This window comes from Bacillus sp. 41-22, assembly GCF_025809295.1.
Taxonomy (GTDB): domain Bacteria; phylum Bacillota; class Bacilli; order Bacillales; family Bacillaceae_G; genus Bacillus_A; species Bacillus_A mycoides.
Genome location: NZ_CP084035.1, coordinates 4,128,471 through 4,147,630, shown reverse-complemented (window position 1 = coordinate 4,147,630; position 19,160 = coordinate 4,128,471). Strand labels below are relative to the sequence as shown.

Genomic DNA, 19,160 nt, shown 5'->3' with positions numbered 1-19,160 from the left:
GGTAATGTAATGGATAATAAAATCGTATATGTCGTATCTGACTCTGTAGGAGAAACGGCTGATTTGGTTGTTAGAGCGGCAATGGGACAGTTCCCATTCGCTCCTGATATTAGGCGTGTACCGTATGTAGAAGATACAGGGACATTAAAAGAAGTAATCTCGATTGCCAAGAGCAATCAAGCGCTTATTTGTTTTACGTTAGTAAAGCCTGATATGCGTCAATATTTATTGACAGAAGCGGCAAAAGAAGGAGTAGAGGCATACGATATTATCGGACCTCTTATCGATCAAATTGAAGAAATTACAGGGCAAGTACCAAGGTATGAGCCAGGTGTCGTTCGAAGATTAGATGAAGAGTACTTTAAAAAAATTGAAGCGATTGAATTTGCAGTTAAGTATGATGATGGTAGGGATGCACGTGGTATTTTAAAAGCTGATATCGTGTTGATTGGAATTTCACGTACATCAAAAACACCACTTTCACAATATTTAGCGCATAACAAACGTTTGAAAGTTGCTAATGTACCACTTGTACCGGAAGTGGATCCGCCTGAGGAATTATATCAAGTGGCAAAAGAGAAATGTTTCGGTTTGAAAATTATACCAGATAAGTTAAATCATATTCGAAAAGAACGATTGAAATCACTTGGATTAAGTGATGGAGCAACATATGCAAATATTAATCGTATTCAAGAAGAAATTGATCATTTTGAGGAAGTAATTAGTAAAATAAATTGTCAAGTGATTGATGTATCAAATAAGGCAATTGAAGAAACAGCAAATATTATTGTGAATGCAGTGCAAAACCAAAAAATGTTTTAGCACATTTACCAAAGGTGAATGTGCTTTTTTCGCTCGTGAGAAGGCGTTAGAGGAAGATGCGAAGTAGAGCATGAACTTTTGGCTTAGTAATAGAATATAGCGGAATGGTTATACTTATATTCTTCTGTTTTTTAATTATGCTAAAGGAACGATTTCGTTATCTTTAAGTGTAAGATGAAAATTAAAGGGATATGTAGCGTAGTTGAAGAAAATATATTATAATAAAAAATTGTGATAAAAACCTATATTTTACGTTTAGACTTTAATTTTTCAGAATAAACTAGGGATAGGATTTTCGAAAAAGACATGTATTTACGTTAAATCGACAAAATCTAGACAAGAAAACGCACATTATGGAAGGATTCACAGAAGGGATGTAGAATACAGAAATATGCAAAACATCAGATAAGATATTATTTGATGCAGATGCGTATCCCGTGAAGAATGCAATTGTGCAAGTTGGAACAAAATTTTATGTCGAAATTTTGTTTGTCGTATCCTATGCTCATCGTTCAAGAAAACAGCAAGGTAATTGGGTCTATGTAGATTCTGAGCAAGATGAAGTTGACTGTTATATTTATTAACATGCAAAAGCTACAGATCTCATGATCATACAGGCTATAGTGCTTCTTGCTAGTCTTCTTGTGAAAAAGGAGTATATGTATTGTCTCCAGGAGATACATTTGTAACAGATGAGCAAATGTATACAATTTTATATAGTAGTATGTATCTGCGAATTTACGCAGACTGGGGACTTATACGAAAGGTCCAAAATCGTTTACACAATGTGATCGACAGTACTTTCTAACAAATTTAGAAAAATATTGTCGAATTATAAAGGAATCTTTTAATTTATATCGAATACAAAATACGACACGGAGATGGAGTTATGGGGAACAGAATTCCTGAAGAAGTTGTTGAACAGATTCGGACATCATCCGATATTGTAGAAGTGATTGGTGAGTATGTTCAACTTAGAAAGCAGGGGCGTAACTATTTCGGCCTTTGTCCATTTCATGGTGAGAATTCTCCTTCATTCTCTGTTTCATCTGATAAGCAAATTTTTCATTGTTTCGGATGTGGAGAAGGTGGAAATGTATTTTCTTTTCTTATGAAAATGGAAGGACTTGCTTTCACAGAGGCTGTTCAAAAGCTTGGCGAAAGAAATGGAATTGCAGTTGCAGAATATAAATCAGGGCAAGGACAACAACAACAAGAAGACATATCTGATGACACTGTCATCATGCAACAGGCTCATGAACTTTTGAAAAAGTATTATCATCATTTATTAGTAAATACAGAAGAAGGAAATGAAGCACTTTCATATTTATTAAAACGTGGTATTACAAAAGAGATGATTGAGAAATTTGAAATTGGTTATGCATCACAAGCTTGGGATGCAGCAACGAAAATTTTACAAAAAAGAGGTTTGTCGCTATCTAGTATGGAACAGGCTGGCCTTCTTGTAAGAAGTGAGAAGGATGGCAGTCATTATGACCGCTTCCGCGGAAGAGTTATGTTTCCGATTTATACTTTACAAGGTAAGGTGATAGCGTTTAGTGGAAGGGCATTAGGCGATGACACTCCGAAATATTTGAATAGTCCTGAAACACCGATTTTTTACAAAAGTAAGCTGTTGTATAATTTCCACCAAGCAAGGCCGTTTATTAGAAAACGTGGGCAGGTTGTCCTTTTTGAAGGTTATGCCGATGTACTAGCCGCGGTAAAAAGTGGTGTGGAAGAAGCTGTTGCGACAATGGGAACAGCTTTAACTGAAGAACAAGCGAAACTTCTGCGACGTAACGTTGAAACTGTTGTTCTTTGCTATGATGGTGATAAAGCAGGGCGAGAAGCGACGATGAAAGCAGGGCAATTACTATTGCAAGTTGGTTGCCAAGTGAAAGTTACATCCTTGCCAGATAAGCTTGACCCTGATGAATATGTGCAACAATATGGGACAACCGCTTTTGAAAATCTTGTGAAATCAAGTATAAGTTTTGTTGGTTTCAAAATAAATTATTTGCGTTTAGGGAAAAATTTGCAAGATGAGTCTGGCAAAGAAGAATATGTAAAAAGTGTTTTAAAAGAGTTATCATTGCTACAGGATGCGATGCAGGCGGAATCATATTTAAAATCATTATCGCAAGAATTTTCGTATTCAATGGAAACACTTTTGAATCAATTGCACCAATATCGCAAAGAACAAAAGGTACAGCAAAAACAAATAAAGCAGGTTTCTAAGCCATCTCAAATTGTTCAAACGAAACCGAAATTAACAGGTTTTGAAAGGGCAGAAAGAGAAATTATTTACCATATGTTGCAAAGTGCAGAAGTGACAGTGCGTATGGAACCTCATATAGAAGATTTTTATACAGAAGAACATAAAGGGATTTTATATGAACTATACGCATATTATGAAAAGGGAAATGAACCTTCAGTCGGAACATTTTTAAGTTGGCTCTCTGATGAAAAGTTGAAAAATATTATTACTGATATTTCGACGGATGAATTTATTAATCCAGAGTACACAGAAGAAGCGTTACAAGGTCATTTGGAGGCGCTAAGACGCCATAAAGAAAAACTTGAAAAGATGGAAATTATCTTTAAAGTAAAACAAATGGAAAAAACAAATCCTGTAGAGGCTGCTAAATATTATGTGGCATATTTACAAAGTCAAAAAGCAAGAAAATAGCTTTTTCGATAAAGTTTTAGTATAATGAATGTTTGTATCTCGCGTAAGGAGGGGAACAGATGGCTGATAAACCAGCTCGTTCTAAACAAATTGAAACTGAAATGACCCTTGAGCAAGTGAAAGAACAACTCACTGAGCTCGGAAAAAAACGTGGCGTTCTTACATATGAAGAGATTGCAGAACGCATGAATGGATTTGAAATTGAATCCGATCAAATGGATGAATACTATGAATATTTAGGTGAACAAGGGATTGACTTAGTTGGTGACAATGACAACGACGAAGGTCCTAATAATCGTCAAATTACAAAAACGGAAGAAGAATTTGACCTTAATGATTTAAGTGTGCCGCCAGGTGTGAAAATCAATGACCCTGTTCGTATGTACTTAAAAGAAATTGGTCGTGTAGACTTACTATCTGCTGAAGAAGAAATTCGACTTGCGACACGTATTGAAGAAGGCGATGAAGAAGCAAAACGCCGTCTTGCAGAAGCAAACTTACGTCTTGTAGTAAGTATTGCAAAGCGCTACGTGGGCCGTGGTATGCTTTTCTTAGACTTAATCCAAGAAGGAAATATGGGTCTAATTAAGGCAGTTGAAAAGTTCGACTACCGTAAAGGTTTTAAATTTAGTACGTATGCAACTTGGTGGATTCGCCAAGCTATTACACGTGCGATTGCAGACCAAGCGCGAACAATTCGTATTCCAGTTCATATGGTTGAAACAATTAATAAGTTAATCCGTGTACAACGTCAATTATTACAAGATCTAGGACGCGAACCATCTCCTGAAGAGATTGGTGAAGAAATGGATCTTGCTCCAGAAAAAGTACGCGAAATCTTAAAGATTGCACAGGAGCCAGTTTCTCTTGAAACACCAATTGGTGAAGAAGACGACTCCCATTTAGGTGACTTTATCGAAGACCAAGAAGCAACATCGCCTGCGGACCATGCAGCGTATGAATTGCTAAAAGAACAATTAGAAGATGTGTTAGATACACTAACAGATCGTGAAGAAAATGTTCTGCGTCTTCGTTTTGGTTTAGATGATGGACGAACTCGTACGCTTGAAGAAGTTGGGAAAGTATTCGGCGTAACGAGAGAACGTATTCGTCAAATTGAAGCGAAAGCACTTCGCAAATTAAGACATCCAAGCCGTAGTAAGCGTCTTAAGGATTTCTTAGAATAGGCTACCTTTAAGTTTACTTCACTTTTGTGAAGTAAACTTTTTTGTTTTGTTAATTTTTGTTAAAATTTAGCTATCGGCAACGATTACAATTTCTTGTAATTTATTTTACAGAATTGTCTTTTGATTTGCAAATGCTCATTTTTCGATTTTTCGATTTATTTTGTTTATTATATACAAAATAATATGTAGAAAAGTAAAAAATATGATGAGAAACGTTAGTAATTATCGAAATAATATGCGATATAATAGTGAAAATCAATAAAATGAATTTACGGAATATTTTTAACAAGTAGTAGTTTGCTCTTTTCTGATAGGGCGTTTTCAAGTACAATATAAATGACTGAATCATCTAACTATTTAGCGGTATAGAGGGGGGAGAAGAGATATGAAACGTAATCCGTTGATTCCGTTCGCTCTTATTGCAGCATTAGGTATTATCGTTATGTTTGTATTTTCATTTCAGGGGCTAAATAAATCTAAAGAGTTAGCTGATGCAAAAAATGGTGGGAAACCAGCACAAACAGCATCAAAGCCAGAGGATATTGTAAAGCAAAGCTGTACGAGCTGTCATGGTGATCAGTTACAAGGAGCGGTAGGCCCTAATTTACAAAAAATTGGTGGGAAACTTTCAAAAGATGAAATTAAAGAAGTTATTTCAAAAGGAAAAGGAAATATGCCGCCAAATATAGTTCCAGCTGATCAAGCGGCAAAAGTAGCTGATTGGTTATCGAAGAAAAAATAAAGTATAGAAAAACAAGCCTTTTGCTTTTTGCAAAAGGCTTGTTTTTCTATACTATCTAAAATACGATTAGTAATAGAGAATTGAAGTATTGTTATGGACTTGCAACAACTACTATAAATTCATTATCATGGAGACAGACTGAGAAGAGAAGGAGTAATGGAAATACATGAATGAAGTAAAGCTTTCGAAACGATTAGAAGAAGTTGTGAGGGAGATTCCGGTAGGCTCTACAGTAGCTGATATTGGATCGGATCATGCGTATTTACCGTGTTATACAATTATAAATAATATTGCTACAAAAGCAGTTGCAGGAGAGGTTGTAGATGGACCATTTCGCTCTGCACAAGCAACTGTAGCTGAAAGTGGCTTACAAGATAAAGTAGACGTTCGTAAAGGGAATGGATTAGCTGTTATAGTGCCAGGAGAAGTAGATGTTATTACGATTGCTGGTATGGGTGGAGCGTTAATTCGTGACATTTTAGAAAGTGGTAAAGAAAAATTAGAAGGTGTAACACGTTTAATCTTACAGCCGAATATTGCAGCACACCATATCCGTGAATGGTTTATTGAAAATGGATGGGAGCTTATCCGTGAGAAAATTGTAATAGAAGACGGAAAGATTTACGAGATTTTAGTCGGAGAGCGAGGAGATACAGCAGTACCTTACTCTGAAAATAAACAAGCTGAATTGTTTATGGGTCCATTTTTAATAAAAGAAAAAAGTGAAGCTTTTGTTGAAAAGTGGGAAGGGGAATTGAAAAACTTCCAAAATATTTTAAAACAGTTAGAACGTGCAGCAGAGTCTGAAGAGACAAAAGCGAAGCGTGCAGAAGTAGAAGCGAAAATGAAAATGATAGGAGAGGTTTTATCATGAGTAAAATTCCGAATGGTCATGAAATTATTTCTTTGTTTGAAGGTATGTATCCGAAGCATTTAGCGATGGAAGGGGATAAGATTGGCTTACAGATTGGAGCGCTTAATAAACCTGTCCAGCACGTATTAATCGCGTTAGATGTAACTGAGGAAGTTGTGGACGAGGCGATCCAATTAGGAGCGAATATCATTATAGCGCACCATCCTTTAATCTTTAATCCATTAAAAGCGATTCATACAGATAAGGCGTACGGAAGAATTATTGAAACGTGTATTAAAAATGATATTGCGGTTTATGCCGCACATACAAATGTAGATATTGCTAAGGGCGGGGTAAATGATTTACTTGCTGATGCGTTAGGGTTACAAAATACAGAAGTATTAGCTCCTACATATGCAGAAGAAATGAAAAAAATTGTTGTATTTGTTCCAGTAACCCATGCAGAAGAAGTGCGCAAAGCTCTTGGAGATGCGGATGCAGGTCATATCGGTAATTATAGCCACTGTACGTTCGGTAGCGAAGGGGTAGGTACGTTTATCCCTCAAGAAGGTACAAATCCTTATATCGGAGAAACTGGGCAGTTAGAACGTGTGGAAGAGATACGTGTCGAAACGATTATTCCAGCTTCATTACAAAGAAAAGTTATTAAAGCGATGTTGGCAGCCCATCCATATGAAGAAGTGGCATATGATGTATATCCGCTTGATAATAAAGGTGAAACATTAGGTCTTGGTAAAATAGGGTATTTACAAGAAGAAATGACGCTTGAGCAGTTTGCTTTACATGTGAAACAATCATTACATGTAAAGGGTGCAAGAGTTGTTGGAAAGTTAGATGATAAGGTGCGTAAAGTAGCTGTACTTGGTGGTGACGGTAATAAATATATAAACCAAGCGAAATTTAAAGGAGCAGATGTATATGTAACAGGTGATATGTATTATCATGTTGCTCACGATGCGATGATGATTGGTTTAAATATAGTCGATCCAGGACATAACGTTGAAAAAGTAATGAAGCAAGGTGTACAAAAACAATTGCAAGAAAAAGTAGATGTGAAGAAATTCAATGTACACATTCACGCTTCGCAGTTACATACAGATCCATTCACATTTGTATAAGAAAAATAAAAACCGTTGCTCATGTAGGCAACGGTTTTTATTATTGTTCTTTTTTCACTTTTACACGAGGTAGTATCTTTTGAAGTGGTACTTTTCGAATTCTTTCCCATGTAGCTGGATTCATTGGGTCATATTGATCTAAGAAAGCAATAACTTCTTTTGTAATTGGCGTTGGAGTAGAAGCACCTGCTGTAACAGCTACGTTTTCTACACCTTGTAGCCATTCTAATTGGATTTCACTTACGTCTGCAACGCGGTATGCTGTCGTACCAGCGATTTCTTGTGATACTTGTGCTAAACGGTTTGAGTTGTTACTTTTCGGATCACCGACAACAATTGTTAAATCTGCAACATCAGCTTGTTTAGCGACAGCTTCTTGGCGAACTTGAGTTGCTAAACAAATTTCCTTGTGGAATTCTGCTGTTGGGAATTTTTTCTGAATGTCCTCCATTAAATGTTGAACATCCCATTGACTCATTGTTGTTTGATTCGTAACTAAAATTTTATCCGTTGGAATTTCTAGTGTTTTTAAATCATCAGCTTTTTCGATAAGATGAACGATATCAGGTGCGATACCAACTGCGCCTTCTGGTTCTGGATGATTTTTTTTGCCGATATAAATGACATGATATCCTTCAGCTTTCTTTGCTTCGATAAGGTCATGTGTTTTTGTAACATCTGGACAAGTTGCATCAATTGTCGTTAAACCTTTTTCTTTTGCACGTTGTTTAACTTCTGGAGAAACACCGTGTGCAGTGAAAATAACAGTACCAGAATCGATTTTATCTAAAATTTCTAATCGACTTGGACCGTCTAATGTAATGATGCCATCCTCTTCGAAAGCATCTGTGACATGCTTATTGTGAACAATCATACCTAAAATATAAATGGGTCTCGGTAATGATTTATCTAATGCGGCGTTACGTGCAATAACCATTGCGTCAACAACACCGTAGCAATAACCACGAGGGGAAATTTTAACAATCTTCATGTGAGTAATCCTCTCCTTCTAAACAAGGGATACTTTTGTGCATAGTCCATTACATTATAAAGGAGGAGTGGATAGAAAACAAAGGATTGTTACACATATAGTTTTGGTTTTGTTGCTGATTGTTGAACGGGTTCTTTCGGAACCTCTTTTTCTATTACCGGTTCAAGCACTATTTTTTTTCGTTTCCTTTTTGGAGGTGGAGGAGGTGGAGTTGCTACCTCAACCTGTTCTGTTGCATCTTCAGTTTGATTTTCTTCCGTACTTTTTCCAGAGGTGAGGATTTTAACAATGCTTGGTAGACTACGCATAATGGGACCGTACTGTTCGACAACAGGACCGACAGATTGCACGACTTGAGATACTTTTTCGATATTATTTATCATATTAGTTGGGTTCGAAATTAAATTTGAAAAAAAACTACCGATGCCGCTGCTAGATGCCGCTGCAGTTGTAGCTGACGCAGCACCACGTGTATCATTTGATTCATACATTTGAGGTGGTATCATCTGCTCTGGATATTGCTGCATGTATGGCTGATATTGTTGTGTATATTGTTGTGTATATTGTTGTTGGTATGGCTGTTGCTGTTGATATTGGGGCGGCGGTTGTTGGTGCATCATCGGTGGCCCTTCCATTTGTCGATAAGGAGGGACCATTTGCATGAAAGGTTCGGTTGGATCGTGTTTTTTAAAGAGTTTAGCAAGGAAACCTTTCTTTTTTTGAGCCATCGGTGGTAGTTGTGGAATCGGATATGGTGTGTAAGATTGTTGTCCTCGATTCGGATACATTTGTCTTATAGGGGATTTCGGAAACATGTGGGAAATCCTCCTTTCTTCAGTTAGGTATATACACATACAATATGCAATGGAAGGAAAGAAGGTTAGTTTTTGAGATAAAAACCTAAACTAAAGATGGATTTTACTTGTAGATTTCGATATAATGTAGACTTGACTGATTTGTGCGCAGTAGAAATTTTAGAAAGAAGGTGTAACTTATGACACTACAAACTTTTACACAGTATGATTTTAAACCATTTTTAATAGATGCAGTTCGTGAACTACGCTTTACAGAGCCAACAGGAATTCAAAAGAAAATTTTCCCGGTCGTGAAAAAAGGTGTGAGTATAATTGGACAATCCCAAACTGGTTCTGGGAAAACACATGCATACTTACTTCCTACATTAAACAGAATTGATGCAAGTCGTGAAGAGGTACAACTTGTTATTACAGCGCCTACTCGTGAGTTAGCACAACAAATTTACGAAGAAATTGTGAAACTAACAAAGTTCTGTGCAGAAGATCAAATGATTACAGCACGCTGTTTAATTGGTGGAACTGATAAACAACGATCAATTGAAAAGTTGAAAAAACAACCTCATATTGTAGTTGGAACGCCAGGACGTATTAAAGATTTAGTAGAAGAAAAGGCGCTATTTGTTTATAAAGCGGATACTATTATTGTCGATGAAGCGGACTTAATGCTTGATATGGGATTCATTCAAGATGTAGATAAAATTGCGGCACGTATGCCTAAAAATCTGCAAATGTTAGTTTTCTCTGCAACAATTCCTCAAAAATTAAAACCATTTTTGAAGAAATATATGGAGAATCCAGAACATATTCATATTAATCCGAAGCAAGTTGCAGCAGGAAATATTGATCATTACCTTGTGCCTTCAAGACACCGTAATAAAACTGAATTAGTGAAAAATATGCTACTTCAATTTAAACCATATTTAGCAATTGTCTTTACAAACACAAAGAAGAAGGCTGACGAAGTAGCCGATGGATTAGCAGAACGTGGATTAAAAGTAGGGCGTATACACGGTGATTTATCACCACGTGATCGTAGAAAAATGATGAAACAAGTTCGTGATTTAGAGTTCCAATACATTGTCGCAACAGATTTGGCGGCACGCGGTATTGATATTGAAGGAATTAGCCATGTTATTAACTATGAACTTCCACCAGATTTAGATTTCTTCGTTCACCGTGTTGGAAGAACTGCACGTGCGGGTCATTCAGGTATTGCAGTGACGATTTATGATCCAGCAAATGAAGAAGCGTTAGATAGTTTGGAAAAACAACGTCATATCGAGTTTAAACATGTAGATTTACGCGGAGATGAATGGGCGGATTTAGGTGACCGTCGTCGTCGTAAGAGCCGTAAAAAACCAAGTGATGGACTAGATGTTATGGCAACAAAAGTTGTTAAGAAGCCGAAAAAAGTAAAACCAAACTATAAACGAAAACTTGCAACAGAACGTGACAAAGTGAAGAAAAAATATAGCAATAAAAAAAGATAAGGGATTTCCCTTATTTTTTTTTATCTCACTGCTTGAGAGAAAGTCGATTAATGTAGACTAATAATTAGTGAGGGGTAGAAAAAACGTTGACTAAAGTTTCGCTTTATTGGGTTAATTTAAGTATAGAGTTCAGATTATTTGAATAGTCCGTTTAATTTATGTAGTGCCTTTTGTGTGAACAAACAATTCGCTACATATTTCTACAAATTATGCTATCATTATATCTATTGTATATTGAAGAGGTGATTGTATGTTAAAGATTGGATCTCATGTTTCTATGAGTGGTAAGAAAATGTTATTAGCAGCAAGTGAAGAGGCTGTTTCATACGGTGCAACGACGTTTATGATTTATACAGGTGCACCGCAAAATACACGAAGAAAACCAATTGAAGAATTGAACATAGAAGCAGGAAGAAAACATATGGAACTAAACGGTATTGAAGAAATTATCGTACATGCGCCATACATTATTAATCTTGGGAATACGACGAAGCCAGAAACATTCCAATTAGGTGTAGACTTCCTTCGCATGGAAATTGAAAGAACATCGGCATTAGGTGTAGCGAAACAAATCGTTCTTCACCCAGGTGCGCACGTTGGTGCAGGAGCAGATGCTGGTATTCAACAAATTATTAAAGGGCTTAATGAAGTATTAACGCCAGAGCAGACGGTTAACATTGCGTTAGAAACGATGGCAGGAAAGGGAACGGAATGCGGTCGTAGCTTTGAAGAAATTGCGAAAATTATTGATGGTGTGAAATATAATGAAAAACTATCTGTATGTTTTGATACGTGTCATACGCATGATGCAGGTTATGACCTTGTAAATGATTTTGACGGTGTGTTAAACGAATTTGATAAAATTGTTGGGATAAATCGTTTACAAGTACTTCATATTAACGATAGCAAAAATGTACGCGGAGCTGGAAAAGACCGTCATGAAAATATTGGTTTTGGTCATATTGGCTATAAGGCATTGCATCAAATTGTGCATCACCCACAACTTACGCACGTACCAAAAATTCTTGAAACGCCGTATGTAGGTGAAGATAAAAAAGATAAGAAGCCACCATATAAATTAGAAATCGAAATGCTGAAAAATGGTACTTTTGATGAAGGAATTCTTGAAAAAATTAAAGAGCAATAAGGAGGGGATTTTCCCCTCCTTATTTTAATAGCTGCTGAAATAAAATATTTACTTGTTGGGCAGTGGCAGGAGTAGTTACTTTAGCGATTTGTTTTAACAAATCTAGTCGCTCGGTATTATCGTAAATGTTAATGTTTTTCCCTTTCATAAGTAAAACGATTTTATCAGCTTGTGCAGTTGTGATTGGAACTTCGTATTCTTTACTATATTTCAATAGTTCTTTTGTAGAAATATGATTTAATTTTTTGTTCACAATTTGTTTAATGAGGTTCATCGTGTTGTCCTCCTTCACACGTTCTTCTATCGAAATATATGTAAGCATAGCTTGTACATATTCGTATCAAGGTGCATTTTTTCAATGGGGAAAAGAAGCTTATGTTATAATATAAGAACAAAACTATAGATAAAGAGTATAAGGAGGACTTATGGAAAAAAAGCAACATCGAAAAGAAAGTGTTATTCATCTTGTATATCGTTTAGTTATGATTGTCTTTGGGGCAGCGTGTGCGGCGGTAGCGATTGAACTGTTTTTAATGCCAAATAAAATTATTGATGGTGGAATTATTGGTATTTCTCTTATATTAGATTATCTTACTCCTAATATTTGGTGGTTAAGCTTTTCTACTTTAGTTGTTATCCTCAACATTCCTTTTATGTACTCCGGGTATAAGCAAATTGGAAAAACATTCATGTTATCTTCAGCATTTGGAATTGTAGCTTTAGCATTTATTGAATCAACGTTGCATGCTATCCCGCCATTTACAACAGAGCCGATTTTAGCAACAGTTTTCGGCGGTCTTATTTTAGGGATTGGTGTAGGACTTGTTATTCGTCATGGTGGATCGTTAGACGGGACCGAGATTATGGGAATTCTATTAACGAAGAAATTACCGTTTTCTGTTGGTGAATTCGTAATGTTTGTGAACTTATTCATTTTTGCATGGGCAGCATTTGTTTTTGGTGTTGAACAAGCGATGTATTCTGTTATGACGTACTATATCGCATTCAAAACAATTGATACGGTAATTCAAGGATTAGACGAAACGAAAGCAGTTTTAATAGTATCGGATCAATATGAGGAAGTATCAAATGCGATTTTACACCGCCTTGGTCGTGGAACAACAAAACTTGTTGCTAAAGGTGGCTATACAGATAAAGAAAAAGAAGTTATTTATGCAGTTGTAACACGTCTGGAAGTGACGAAGTTAAAATCAATTGTGCATGAAATTGATGAAAATGCATTTGTTACGATTATGAATACACAAGAGACAAATGGTGGTAAGTTTAAATCAGCAATTCACTAAAAAGTTAATTGTAATATCTTTTGAAAGCAGAGAATTATTCTCTGCTTTTTGTTATAATAATAAGGTTTCTTGAAATAAAGAATATATTTTAGGCAGATTGGTTTACAACTATAATAAGCTGTACTATAATTCAAATAGAGATAAATCGGAATCATTCTGAATTAAAATAGGTGAGATGCTATGAATAATATATTGGAAATAGAAGGATTAACGTTTCGGTATGAAGATCGCAACGTGTTAGAAGATATTAATTTGCAAGTTCCGAAGGGAGCTTTTTTAGGTTTAGTTGGACCGAATGGTTCAGGGAAATCGACTTTACTTAAATGCTTATTGGGTGTTTTAAAACCAAAGCAAGGAAGTATTAGATTGTTTGGCATTGATAGTAAGAAATTTAAAGAGTGGAATAAAGTTGGTTATGTATCCCAAAAGGCAAGTAGCTTTAACTCAGGTTTCCCGGCAACTGTTTTCGAGGTTGTTTCAATGGGGCTCGTTTCGAAAAAAGGGCTTTTTCGCTTTTTTACGAAAGACGATAATGCGAAAGTAGAAAAAGCGATTGCTGATGTAGGTATGAGCGAGTTTCGAGGTCGCAACATTGGAGAACTTTCTGGTGGACAACAACAGCGTGTATTTATTGCTCGTGCACTTGTAAGTGATCCGGAATTGCTTATTTTGGACGAGCCTACTGTTGGGATTGATGTGAAGAATGTGGCAAGTTTTTATGAGATACTAGAGGATTTAAACAAAAGATTGGGAATTACGTTAATTCTTGTTACGCACGATATGGGTGCTGTAACAGAGAAGGTGACGCATGTTGCATGTTTGAATCAGCATTTACATTTCCATGGGAATGTAGAGAAATTCCGAGAGTTAGAAGATGCAGAAATGTCGATTTTATATGGACATCATGTTCATCGCTTAGAACATGAACATGGGCATCACGGGAGGATATAATGATACAGGATTTTTTACAATATGATTTTTTACGTAATTCCTTATACGCTGGTATTTTAATAGGGCTTGTCGCACCACTTATCGGCGTGTTCGTTGTAATTCGCCGCATGTCGCTTATTGCGGATGCATTAAGTCATGTGACGTTATCAGGAATTGCAGCGAGTTTATTACTTGAAAAGACAATCTTTACCGGTGGGTTTTTAAACCCTTTATATATGGGGATGTTTTTTTCAATCGGTGGAGCATTGCTAATTGAAAAATTACGTACTGTATATAAACATTATCAAGAGTTAGCAATCCCGATTATACTTTCAGCAGGGATGGGGATTGGAGTTATCTTCATCTCACTTGCTAATGGATTCAATACGGATTTATTTAGTTATTTATTTGGTAGTGTAAGTGCTGTAACAAGTGCGGATTTAATTATTATTGGTATAGTAGCAATTGTTGTTATTGCGACGATTGTTTTATTATACAAAGAGTTGTTTTTACTATCATTTGATGAGGAATACGCTGTATCAACCGGTTTAAGTGCAAAGTGGATTCACTTTATCTTCATTATATTAGTTGCTCTTGTAATTGCGGTATCAATGCGTGTTGTAGGTGTTCTTCTCGTATCATCTTTAATGACGTTACCAGTTGCAGCAAGTATTCGTATTGCAAAAGGATTTAAACAAACAATTTTCTTTTCCATTTTATTTGGTGAAATTGCAGTAATTGGTGGAATGTTTGCTTCGTATCAACTTGATTTAGCTCCAGGTGGTACAATTGTTATGATAGCGGTTCTTATTTTAATTGGTGCAATTTTATGGAAAAAGAAAAAAACTGCATAAAGTAGGGATAGGTATGAATCTAACAGAAGCTTTACGCCTAATGAAGGAAAAGGGATACAAACATACAGGGAAAAGGGAAGAAATGCTGAGATTATTCGCAGCTCATAATCGTTATTTAACTGCGAAAGATGTTTTAGAGCATATGAAGGGTGATTATCCAGGACTTAGTTTTGATACGATTTATCGTAACTTAACGGTTTTTGCTGAAGTCGGTGTTTTAGAGCAAACGGAATTAAATGGTGAAAAGCATTTCCGTTTTACATGCTCCATTATGGAACATCATCATCATTTCATTTGTTTAGATTGTGGTGGTACAAAAGAGATTAATTCCTGCCCGATGGATTTTATGAATAAAGATTTTAAAGGTTATGAGGTAACGGGGCATAAGTTTGAAATATATGGTCGTTGCCCAAAATGTGCAAAATGAGAGGGCTCGTCAGTTATATAACTGACGAGTTTTTAATTTGAATGTAAAAAAAGGTTGCTCACAAAAATTGTGGCAACCTTCTTTTTATTGTTCTTGTTTTTCTTTTTCTTTTTCTCGTTCGGCAGCCATTTCAGCAGCGATTACATCAATTTCTTTTTTCAGTTCTTCTACCATTGTTTCTTCTGGTACTTTACGAACGACTTGCCCTTTACGGAATAATAAACCTTCTCCGCGTGCACCGGCAATACCGATGTCAGCTTCACGAGCTTCACCAGGACCGTTTACGGCACAGCCGAGTACTGCAACCTTAATTGGAACTTTAAGTGTGGAGATGTATTCTTCGACTTCATTAGCAATGCTAATTAGGTCGATTTCAATACGACCACAAGTTGGACAAGAAATAAGTGTTGCGGCATTAGATGCAAGACCGAATGATTTTAATAGTTCACGTGCAACTTTTACTTCTTCAACTGGATCAGCGCTTAAAGAGATACGAAGTGTATTTCCGATGCCTTTACTTAAAATTGCTCCAAGACCGGCGGCGCTTTTTACAGTCCCAGCAAACAATGTTCCTGATTCTGTAATACCTAAATGTAATGGATAATCAAAAGCGCGAGCAGCTTTTTCGTATGCTTCAATTGCTAAGTTAACATCAGAGGCTTTCATTGATACGATAATATCGTGGAAATCTAAGTCCTCTAAAATTTTAATATGGTGCAGTGCGCTCTCGACCATACCATCAGCAGTTGGATATCCATACTTTTCTAAAATATGACGTTCTAATGAGCCGGCATTTACACCGATACGGATTGGAATGCCACGCTCTTTCGCTGCATTTACAACAGCTTCTACTTTATGGCGACGTCCAATGTTACCTGGATTGATACGTACTTTATCAATGCCGCCTTCGATTGCTTTTAAAGCAAGGCGGTAATCAAAATGAATATCAGCAACAAGTGGAATGTTGATTTGTTTTTTAATATCAGCAATAGCATTTGCTGCGCGTTCGTCTGGAACAGCAACACGAACAACTTGACAGCCAGCTTCTTCTAAACGTTTAATTTCAGCAACTGTAGCCTCAACATCATGCGTTTTTGTTGTCGTCATACTTTGTATAATTAATTCATTGTTACCGCCAATTGTTAAATTACCGACTTTAACTGGACGTGTTTTTGTGCGTTGAGTCATTTCATTCACGAATTGATCGCTCTCCTTATAAAAGAAGTTTCTTATTTTAGTCCCTTACATCAATGATAGTATGTGTGAGAAAGGGCTATAGAAACCAAAGTACTCGGTTTCACTTTTACTATTGTATCAGCGCCTTTATGTAATTGACAAGGATTAAGTGATTGCTTATTGATATAAGGGGAATTTATAAGACTTTCCAACTTGGATTTTTGTAGCAGATGTATTTTTATTTAATTGCTTAAAATCATCAATTACTTTTTCAATAGAAGGAATTTTTTTCTTATTAATCGCTTCTGTAATAGAAAGAACTGTATCGCCAGTTTTTACTTCGATTGCTTTATAAGCTGTATCCGTTTCTTTTTCTTTTTCTGTTTCTTTCTCTTTATTTTGTTTTGTATCTGTATTTTCTTTTTTTATCGTTTGGGCAGCAGATGTTTTTTTGTATGAACTTAACATCGGTAAAGTACCGATTTTTATGTCGTAATAAAATATATAACCGAGGACAAGCACGAATAAGAGTACACCTAATCTCTTCATATCCTTCACTCCTTTGCTAGGAATATATGCTTGTCCAAAAAAAAAATGCCTATTTAGGCATTTTTTTATAGTTCTTGTTTTTCTTTCGGCTTTGGAACTTCTTTAATTGTTAAGTATAGAACGATTAAAACAACTGCAATGTAAATGAATGTTGCGCCAGGTACGTTTATTTTGCATAAATCCATAATCATAAAGAAGATTGTTGGAATTGTGTAGCTGTAAGCAGTTAATGTCCAAACTTGTTTATAAGATAATTTGCGTTGACCGCTCATCGCAGAACCGATGAAGGCAAGCAATGTAACTCCTACAAAGGTAATAAATAATTGGAACAAGTACAGTAAGAACCCAATAACGAATAATAAGATTGGATAAATACTGTCAAATAACGAAATGAAATCTTGTAAATCTTTTTTCTCAAGAGATGCGCCTAATAAGTCATTATAGGAGTATGTTTGTGTTTGACCATTCCCCATGGAGACTACTTTATCTTTTAAAACAAATAAACCTGTTTTATTTTGATATTTTTCTAAGTCTGTTGAATTTGGATCAAATACGAAAAGGGCATTTCCATCTTCTTTTTCGATAGGTTGATCAATATCAGCTGTTAGCTCGCCATTTTCAATTTTAAAATCAGGTAAATCTTTTTCGATTACTTTATTTACCATGTTAACACCATCTTGAATAACGCTACCGTACAAGAAAGTTCTTGGAATAGTAGTGATTAGGCAAAGAAGCATAATATACAAAATGGTTTTACCGATTTTTTGAAAACGGAAAAGCGCCATATCTTTAGGCGAATATACGCTTTTTGCTAGCTGTGTAAAAATGGACATAGATTCACTTCCTTTATGTATGTATAAAATCATTGTAACGTACGAATCTAGAGAAGCTCAAGATATATTATATTTACATATAGTAGAGAGGACTAAATTCCTTCTTATTAATTTACTTCTTTTAGTAGAGAAAAATACAATTGACACTTTTCTTTCGTATATGGTAAATTTATCTTACATTTTTCAAACGATATATCCGATTGGAATTTAGTTGTTTTTAATGGTACATACATAATCGTGGACCCTTAGCTCAGTTGGTTAGAGCAGACGGCTCATAACCGTCCGGTCGTAGGTTCGAGTCCTACAGGGTCCATATCCATTTCATATGTTTATTATGTCAGCAGGAAGCTTCCTTGTAGAAGGAAGCTTTTTTTCGGAATATATGAGCATTTTAATTGAAAAGAAGTGGGAATTTTGCTACTTTAATGATAGCAAGACAAAGCGATTTATTTGTTTGCACCCTATGGCAATTAGGGTAGAATGAAGTTGTAGGTCACATATGTAGTGACAATACATAAACCGGGAGGAATATAACAATGGCAAAACACGAATTACCAAATTTACCTTATGCGTATGATGCTTTAGAACCTCACTTTGATAAAGAAACAATGAACATCCATCATACAAAACATCACAACACGTATATTACAAACTTAAACGCTGCTTTAGAAGGTCATGCAGAATTAGCTGACAAAAGCGTTGAAGAATTAGTTGCAAACTTAAACGAAGTACCTGAAGCAATCCGTACAGCAGTACGTAACAATGGTGGCGGACATGCTAACCATACATTCTTCTGGACAATTCTATCTCCAAACGGCGGGGGACAACCAGTAGGCGAACTTGCAACTGCGATTGAAGCGAAATTCGGTAGCTTCGATGCATTCAAAGCAGAATTCGCAAAAGCTGGCGCAACTCGCTTCGGTTCTGGTTGGGCTTGGTTAGTAGTAAACAATGGTGAGTTAGAAGTAACAAGCACTCCAAACCAAGATTCTCCTCTAACTGAAGGTAAAACTCCAGTTATCGGTTTAGATGTTTGGGAGCATGCTTACTACTTAAATTACCAAAACCGTCGTCCTGACTACATCGGTGCATTCTGGAACGTTGTAGATTGGAACGTTGCTGAAAAACTTTACCAAGAAGCAAAATAATTAAAGTTAATACAGCTAGAAAAAAGCTAGGGGGTTTTCTCCTAGCTTTTTTCTATGTTCT

General features: G+C 36.1%; 20 protein-coding genes and 1 tRNA gene. 15 read left to right on the top strand and 6 right to left on the bottom strand.

The features are described 5' to 3' along the window. The first annotated feature begins 9 nt into the window (after nt 1-9). The 7 genes from LCF45_RS21240 (at nt 10) to LCF45_RS21210 (ending at nt 7,435) form a co-directional block, all read left to right on the top strand. Nucleotides 10-822, top strand: a complete 813-nt coding sequence (locus LCF45_RS21240; RefSeq protein WP_002015180.1) for a pyruvate, water dikinase regulatory protein — start codon at nt 10-12, stop codon at nt 820-822. A gap of 664 nt (nt 823-1,486) precedes the next feature. Beyond that, on the top strand, nt 1,487-1,630 hold the full coding sequence (locus LCF45_RS21235) for a hypothetical protein (protein WP_162836445.1): 144 nt from the start codon (nt 1,487-1,489) through the stop codon (nt 1,628-1,630). Between the two features lie 81 nt (nt 1,631-1,711). Beyond that, nucleotides 1,712-3,514, top strand: coding sequence for a DNA primase (gene dnaG, locus LCF45_RS21230; protein ID WP_002129132.1), 1,803 nt, complete (start codon nt 1,712-1,714; stop codon nt 3,512-3,514). A 59-nt stretch (nt 3,515-3,573) separates the two neighbouring features. Beyond that, nucleotides 3,574-4,701 (top strand): RNA polymerase sigma factor RpoD, encoded by a 1,128-nt coding sequence (rpoD, locus tag LCF45_RS21225; protein ID WP_000764062.1) that lies wholly within the window; start codon nt 3,574-3,576, stop codon nt 4,699-4,701. A 385-nt stretch (nt 4,702-5,086) separates the two neighbouring features. Next, complete coding sequence (cccA, locus tag LCF45_RS21220) at nt 5,087-5,443, top strand: cytochrome c550 (RefSeq protein ID WP_002129130.1); 357 nt, start codon at nt 5,087-5,089, stop codon at nt 5,441-5,443. 166 nt (nt 5,444-5,609) lie between these two features. Continuing rightward, the gene (locus LCF45_RS21215) at nt 5,610-6,317 is read left to right on the top strand and encodes a tRNA (adenine(22)-N(1))-methyltransferase (RefSeq protein ID WP_002129129.1); all 708 of its coding nucleotides are present in this window, start codon (nt 5,610-5,612) and stop codon (nt 6,315-6,317) included. Then, a complete protein-coding gene (locus LCF45_RS21210) occupies nt 6,314-7,435 on the top strand; it encodes a Nif3-like dinuclear metal center hexameric protein (RefSeq protein WP_002129128.1) in 1,122 nt (373 codons plus the stop codon). Before LCF45_RS21215 ends, LCF45_RS21210 begins: the two co-directional genes overlap by 4 nt. A gap of 40 nt (nt 7,436-7,475) precedes the next feature. Here LCF45_RS21210 and LCF45_RS21205 read toward each other — a convergent pair whose 3' ends face one another. Both LCF45_RS21205 and vrrA read right to left on the bottom strand, forming a co-directional pair. Beyond that, a complete protein-coding gene (locus LCF45_RS21205; protein ID WP_002067184.1) occupies nt 7,476-8,426 on the bottom strand; it encodes a 4-hydroxy-3-methylbut-2-enyl diphosphate reductase in 951 nt (316 codons plus the stop codon). 89 nt (nt 8,427-8,515) lie between these two features. Next, nucleotides 8,516-9,241 carry a VrrA/YqfQ family protein gene (gene vrrA, locus LCF45_RS21200; protein WP_002184950.1) on the bottom strand — a complete coding sequence of 242 codons (726 nt, stop codon included), beginning with the start codon at nt 9,239-9,241 and terminating at the stop codon, nt 8,516-8,518. A 179-nt stretch (nt 9,242-9,420) separates the two neighbouring features. On the opposite strand from vrrA, the gene LCF45_RS21195 reads away from it, so the two are divergent. Next, nucleotides 9,421-10,731: a DEAD/DEAH box helicase gene (locus tag LCF45_RS21195; RefSeq protein WP_002015172.1), complete on the top strand. Its 1,311-nt coding sequence runs from the start codon at nt 9,421-9,423 to the stop codon at nt 10,729-10,731. A gap of 250 nt (nt 10,732-10,981) precedes the next feature. Beyond that, complete coding sequence (locus tag LCF45_RS21190) at nt 10,982-11,878, top strand: deoxyribonuclease IV (RefSeq protein WP_002129124.1); 897 nt, start codon at nt 10,982-10,984, stop codon at nt 11,876-11,878. Between the two features lie 19 nt (nt 11,879-11,897). Here LCF45_RS21190 and LCF45_RS21185 read toward each other — a convergent pair whose 3' ends face one another. Further along, nucleotides 11,898-12,152, bottom strand: a complete 255-nt coding sequence (locus LCF45_RS21185; RefSeq protein ID WP_002088657.1) for a DUF2624 domain-containing protein — start codon at nt 12,150-12,152, stop codon at nt 11,898-11,900. A gap of 151 nt (nt 12,153-12,303) precedes the next feature. Here LCF45_RS21185 and LCF45_RS21180 point away from each other — a divergent pair, with 151 nt between their 5' ends. From LCF45_RS21180 to LCF45_RS21165, 4 genes are all read left to right on the top strand, one after another. Beyond that, nucleotides 12,304-13,182: a YitT family protein gene (locus LCF45_RS21180; RefSeq protein ID WP_002015168.1), complete on the top strand. Its 879-nt coding sequence runs from the start codon at nt 12,304-12,306 to the stop codon at nt 13,180-13,182. 180 nt (nt 13,183-13,362) lie between these two features. Next, complete coding sequence (locus tag LCF45_RS21175; RefSeq protein WP_002015167.1) at nt 13,363-14,133, top strand: metal ABC transporter ATP-binding protein; 771 nt, start codon at nt 13,363-13,365, stop codon at nt 14,131-14,133. Then, nucleotides 14,133-14,966 carry a metal ABC transporter permease gene (locus LCF45_RS21170; protein WP_002015165.1) on the top strand — a complete coding sequence of 278 codons (834 nt, stop codon included), beginning with the start codon at nt 14,133-14,135 and terminating at the stop codon, nt 14,964-14,966. Before LCF45_RS21175 ends, LCF45_RS21170 begins: the two co-directional genes overlap by 1 nt. Nucleotides 14,967-14,979: 13 nt before the next feature. Continuing rightward, nucleotides 14,980-15,393, top strand: coding sequence for a Fur family transcriptional regulator (locus tag LCF45_RS21165; protein WP_002015164.1), 414 nt, complete (start codon nt 14,980-14,982; stop codon nt 15,391-15,393). An 84-nt stretch (nt 15,394-15,477) separates the two neighbouring features. On the opposite strand, the gene ispG is transcribed toward LCF45_RS21165, so the two are convergent. The 3 genes from ispG to yqgB form a co-directional block, all read right to left on the bottom strand. Beyond that, entirely contained in the window at nt 15,478-16,581 is a 1,104-nt protein-coding gene (ispG, locus tag LCF45_RS21160) for a flavodoxin-dependent (E)-4-hydroxy-3-methylbut-2-enyl-diphosphate synthase (RefSeq protein ID WP_161793976.1), read from the bottom strand. A gap of 165 nt (nt 16,582-16,746) precedes the next feature. Next, on the bottom strand, nt 16,747-17,118 hold the full coding sequence (locus tag LCF45_RS21155; RefSeq protein ID WP_002088653.1) for a hypothetical protein: 372 nt from the start codon (nt 17,116-17,118) through the stop codon (nt 16,747-16,749). A gap of 65 nt (nt 17,119-17,183) precedes the next feature. Further along, on the bottom strand, nt 17,184-17,951 hold the full coding sequence (yqgB, locus tag LCF45_RS21150; protein WP_002184951.1) for a protein YqgB: 768 nt from the start codon (nt 17,949-17,951) through the stop codon (nt 17,184-17,186). Between the two features lie 239 nt (nt 17,952-18,190). Between yqgB and LCF45_RS21145 the strand changes: the two genes are divergently transcribed. Both LCF45_RS21145 and sodA read left to right on the top strand, forming a co-directional pair. Further along, a tRNA-Ile gene (locus LCF45_RS21145) sits at nt 18,191-18,264 on the top strand. 223 nt (nt 18,265-18,487) lie between these two features. Further along, nucleotides 18,488-19,099, top strand: coding sequence for a superoxide dismutase [Mn] (gene sodA, locus LCF45_RS21140; protein ID WP_001052029.1), 612 nt, complete (start codon nt 18,488-18,490; stop codon nt 19,097-19,099). Nucleotides 19,100-19,160: the final 61 nt, after the last annotated feature.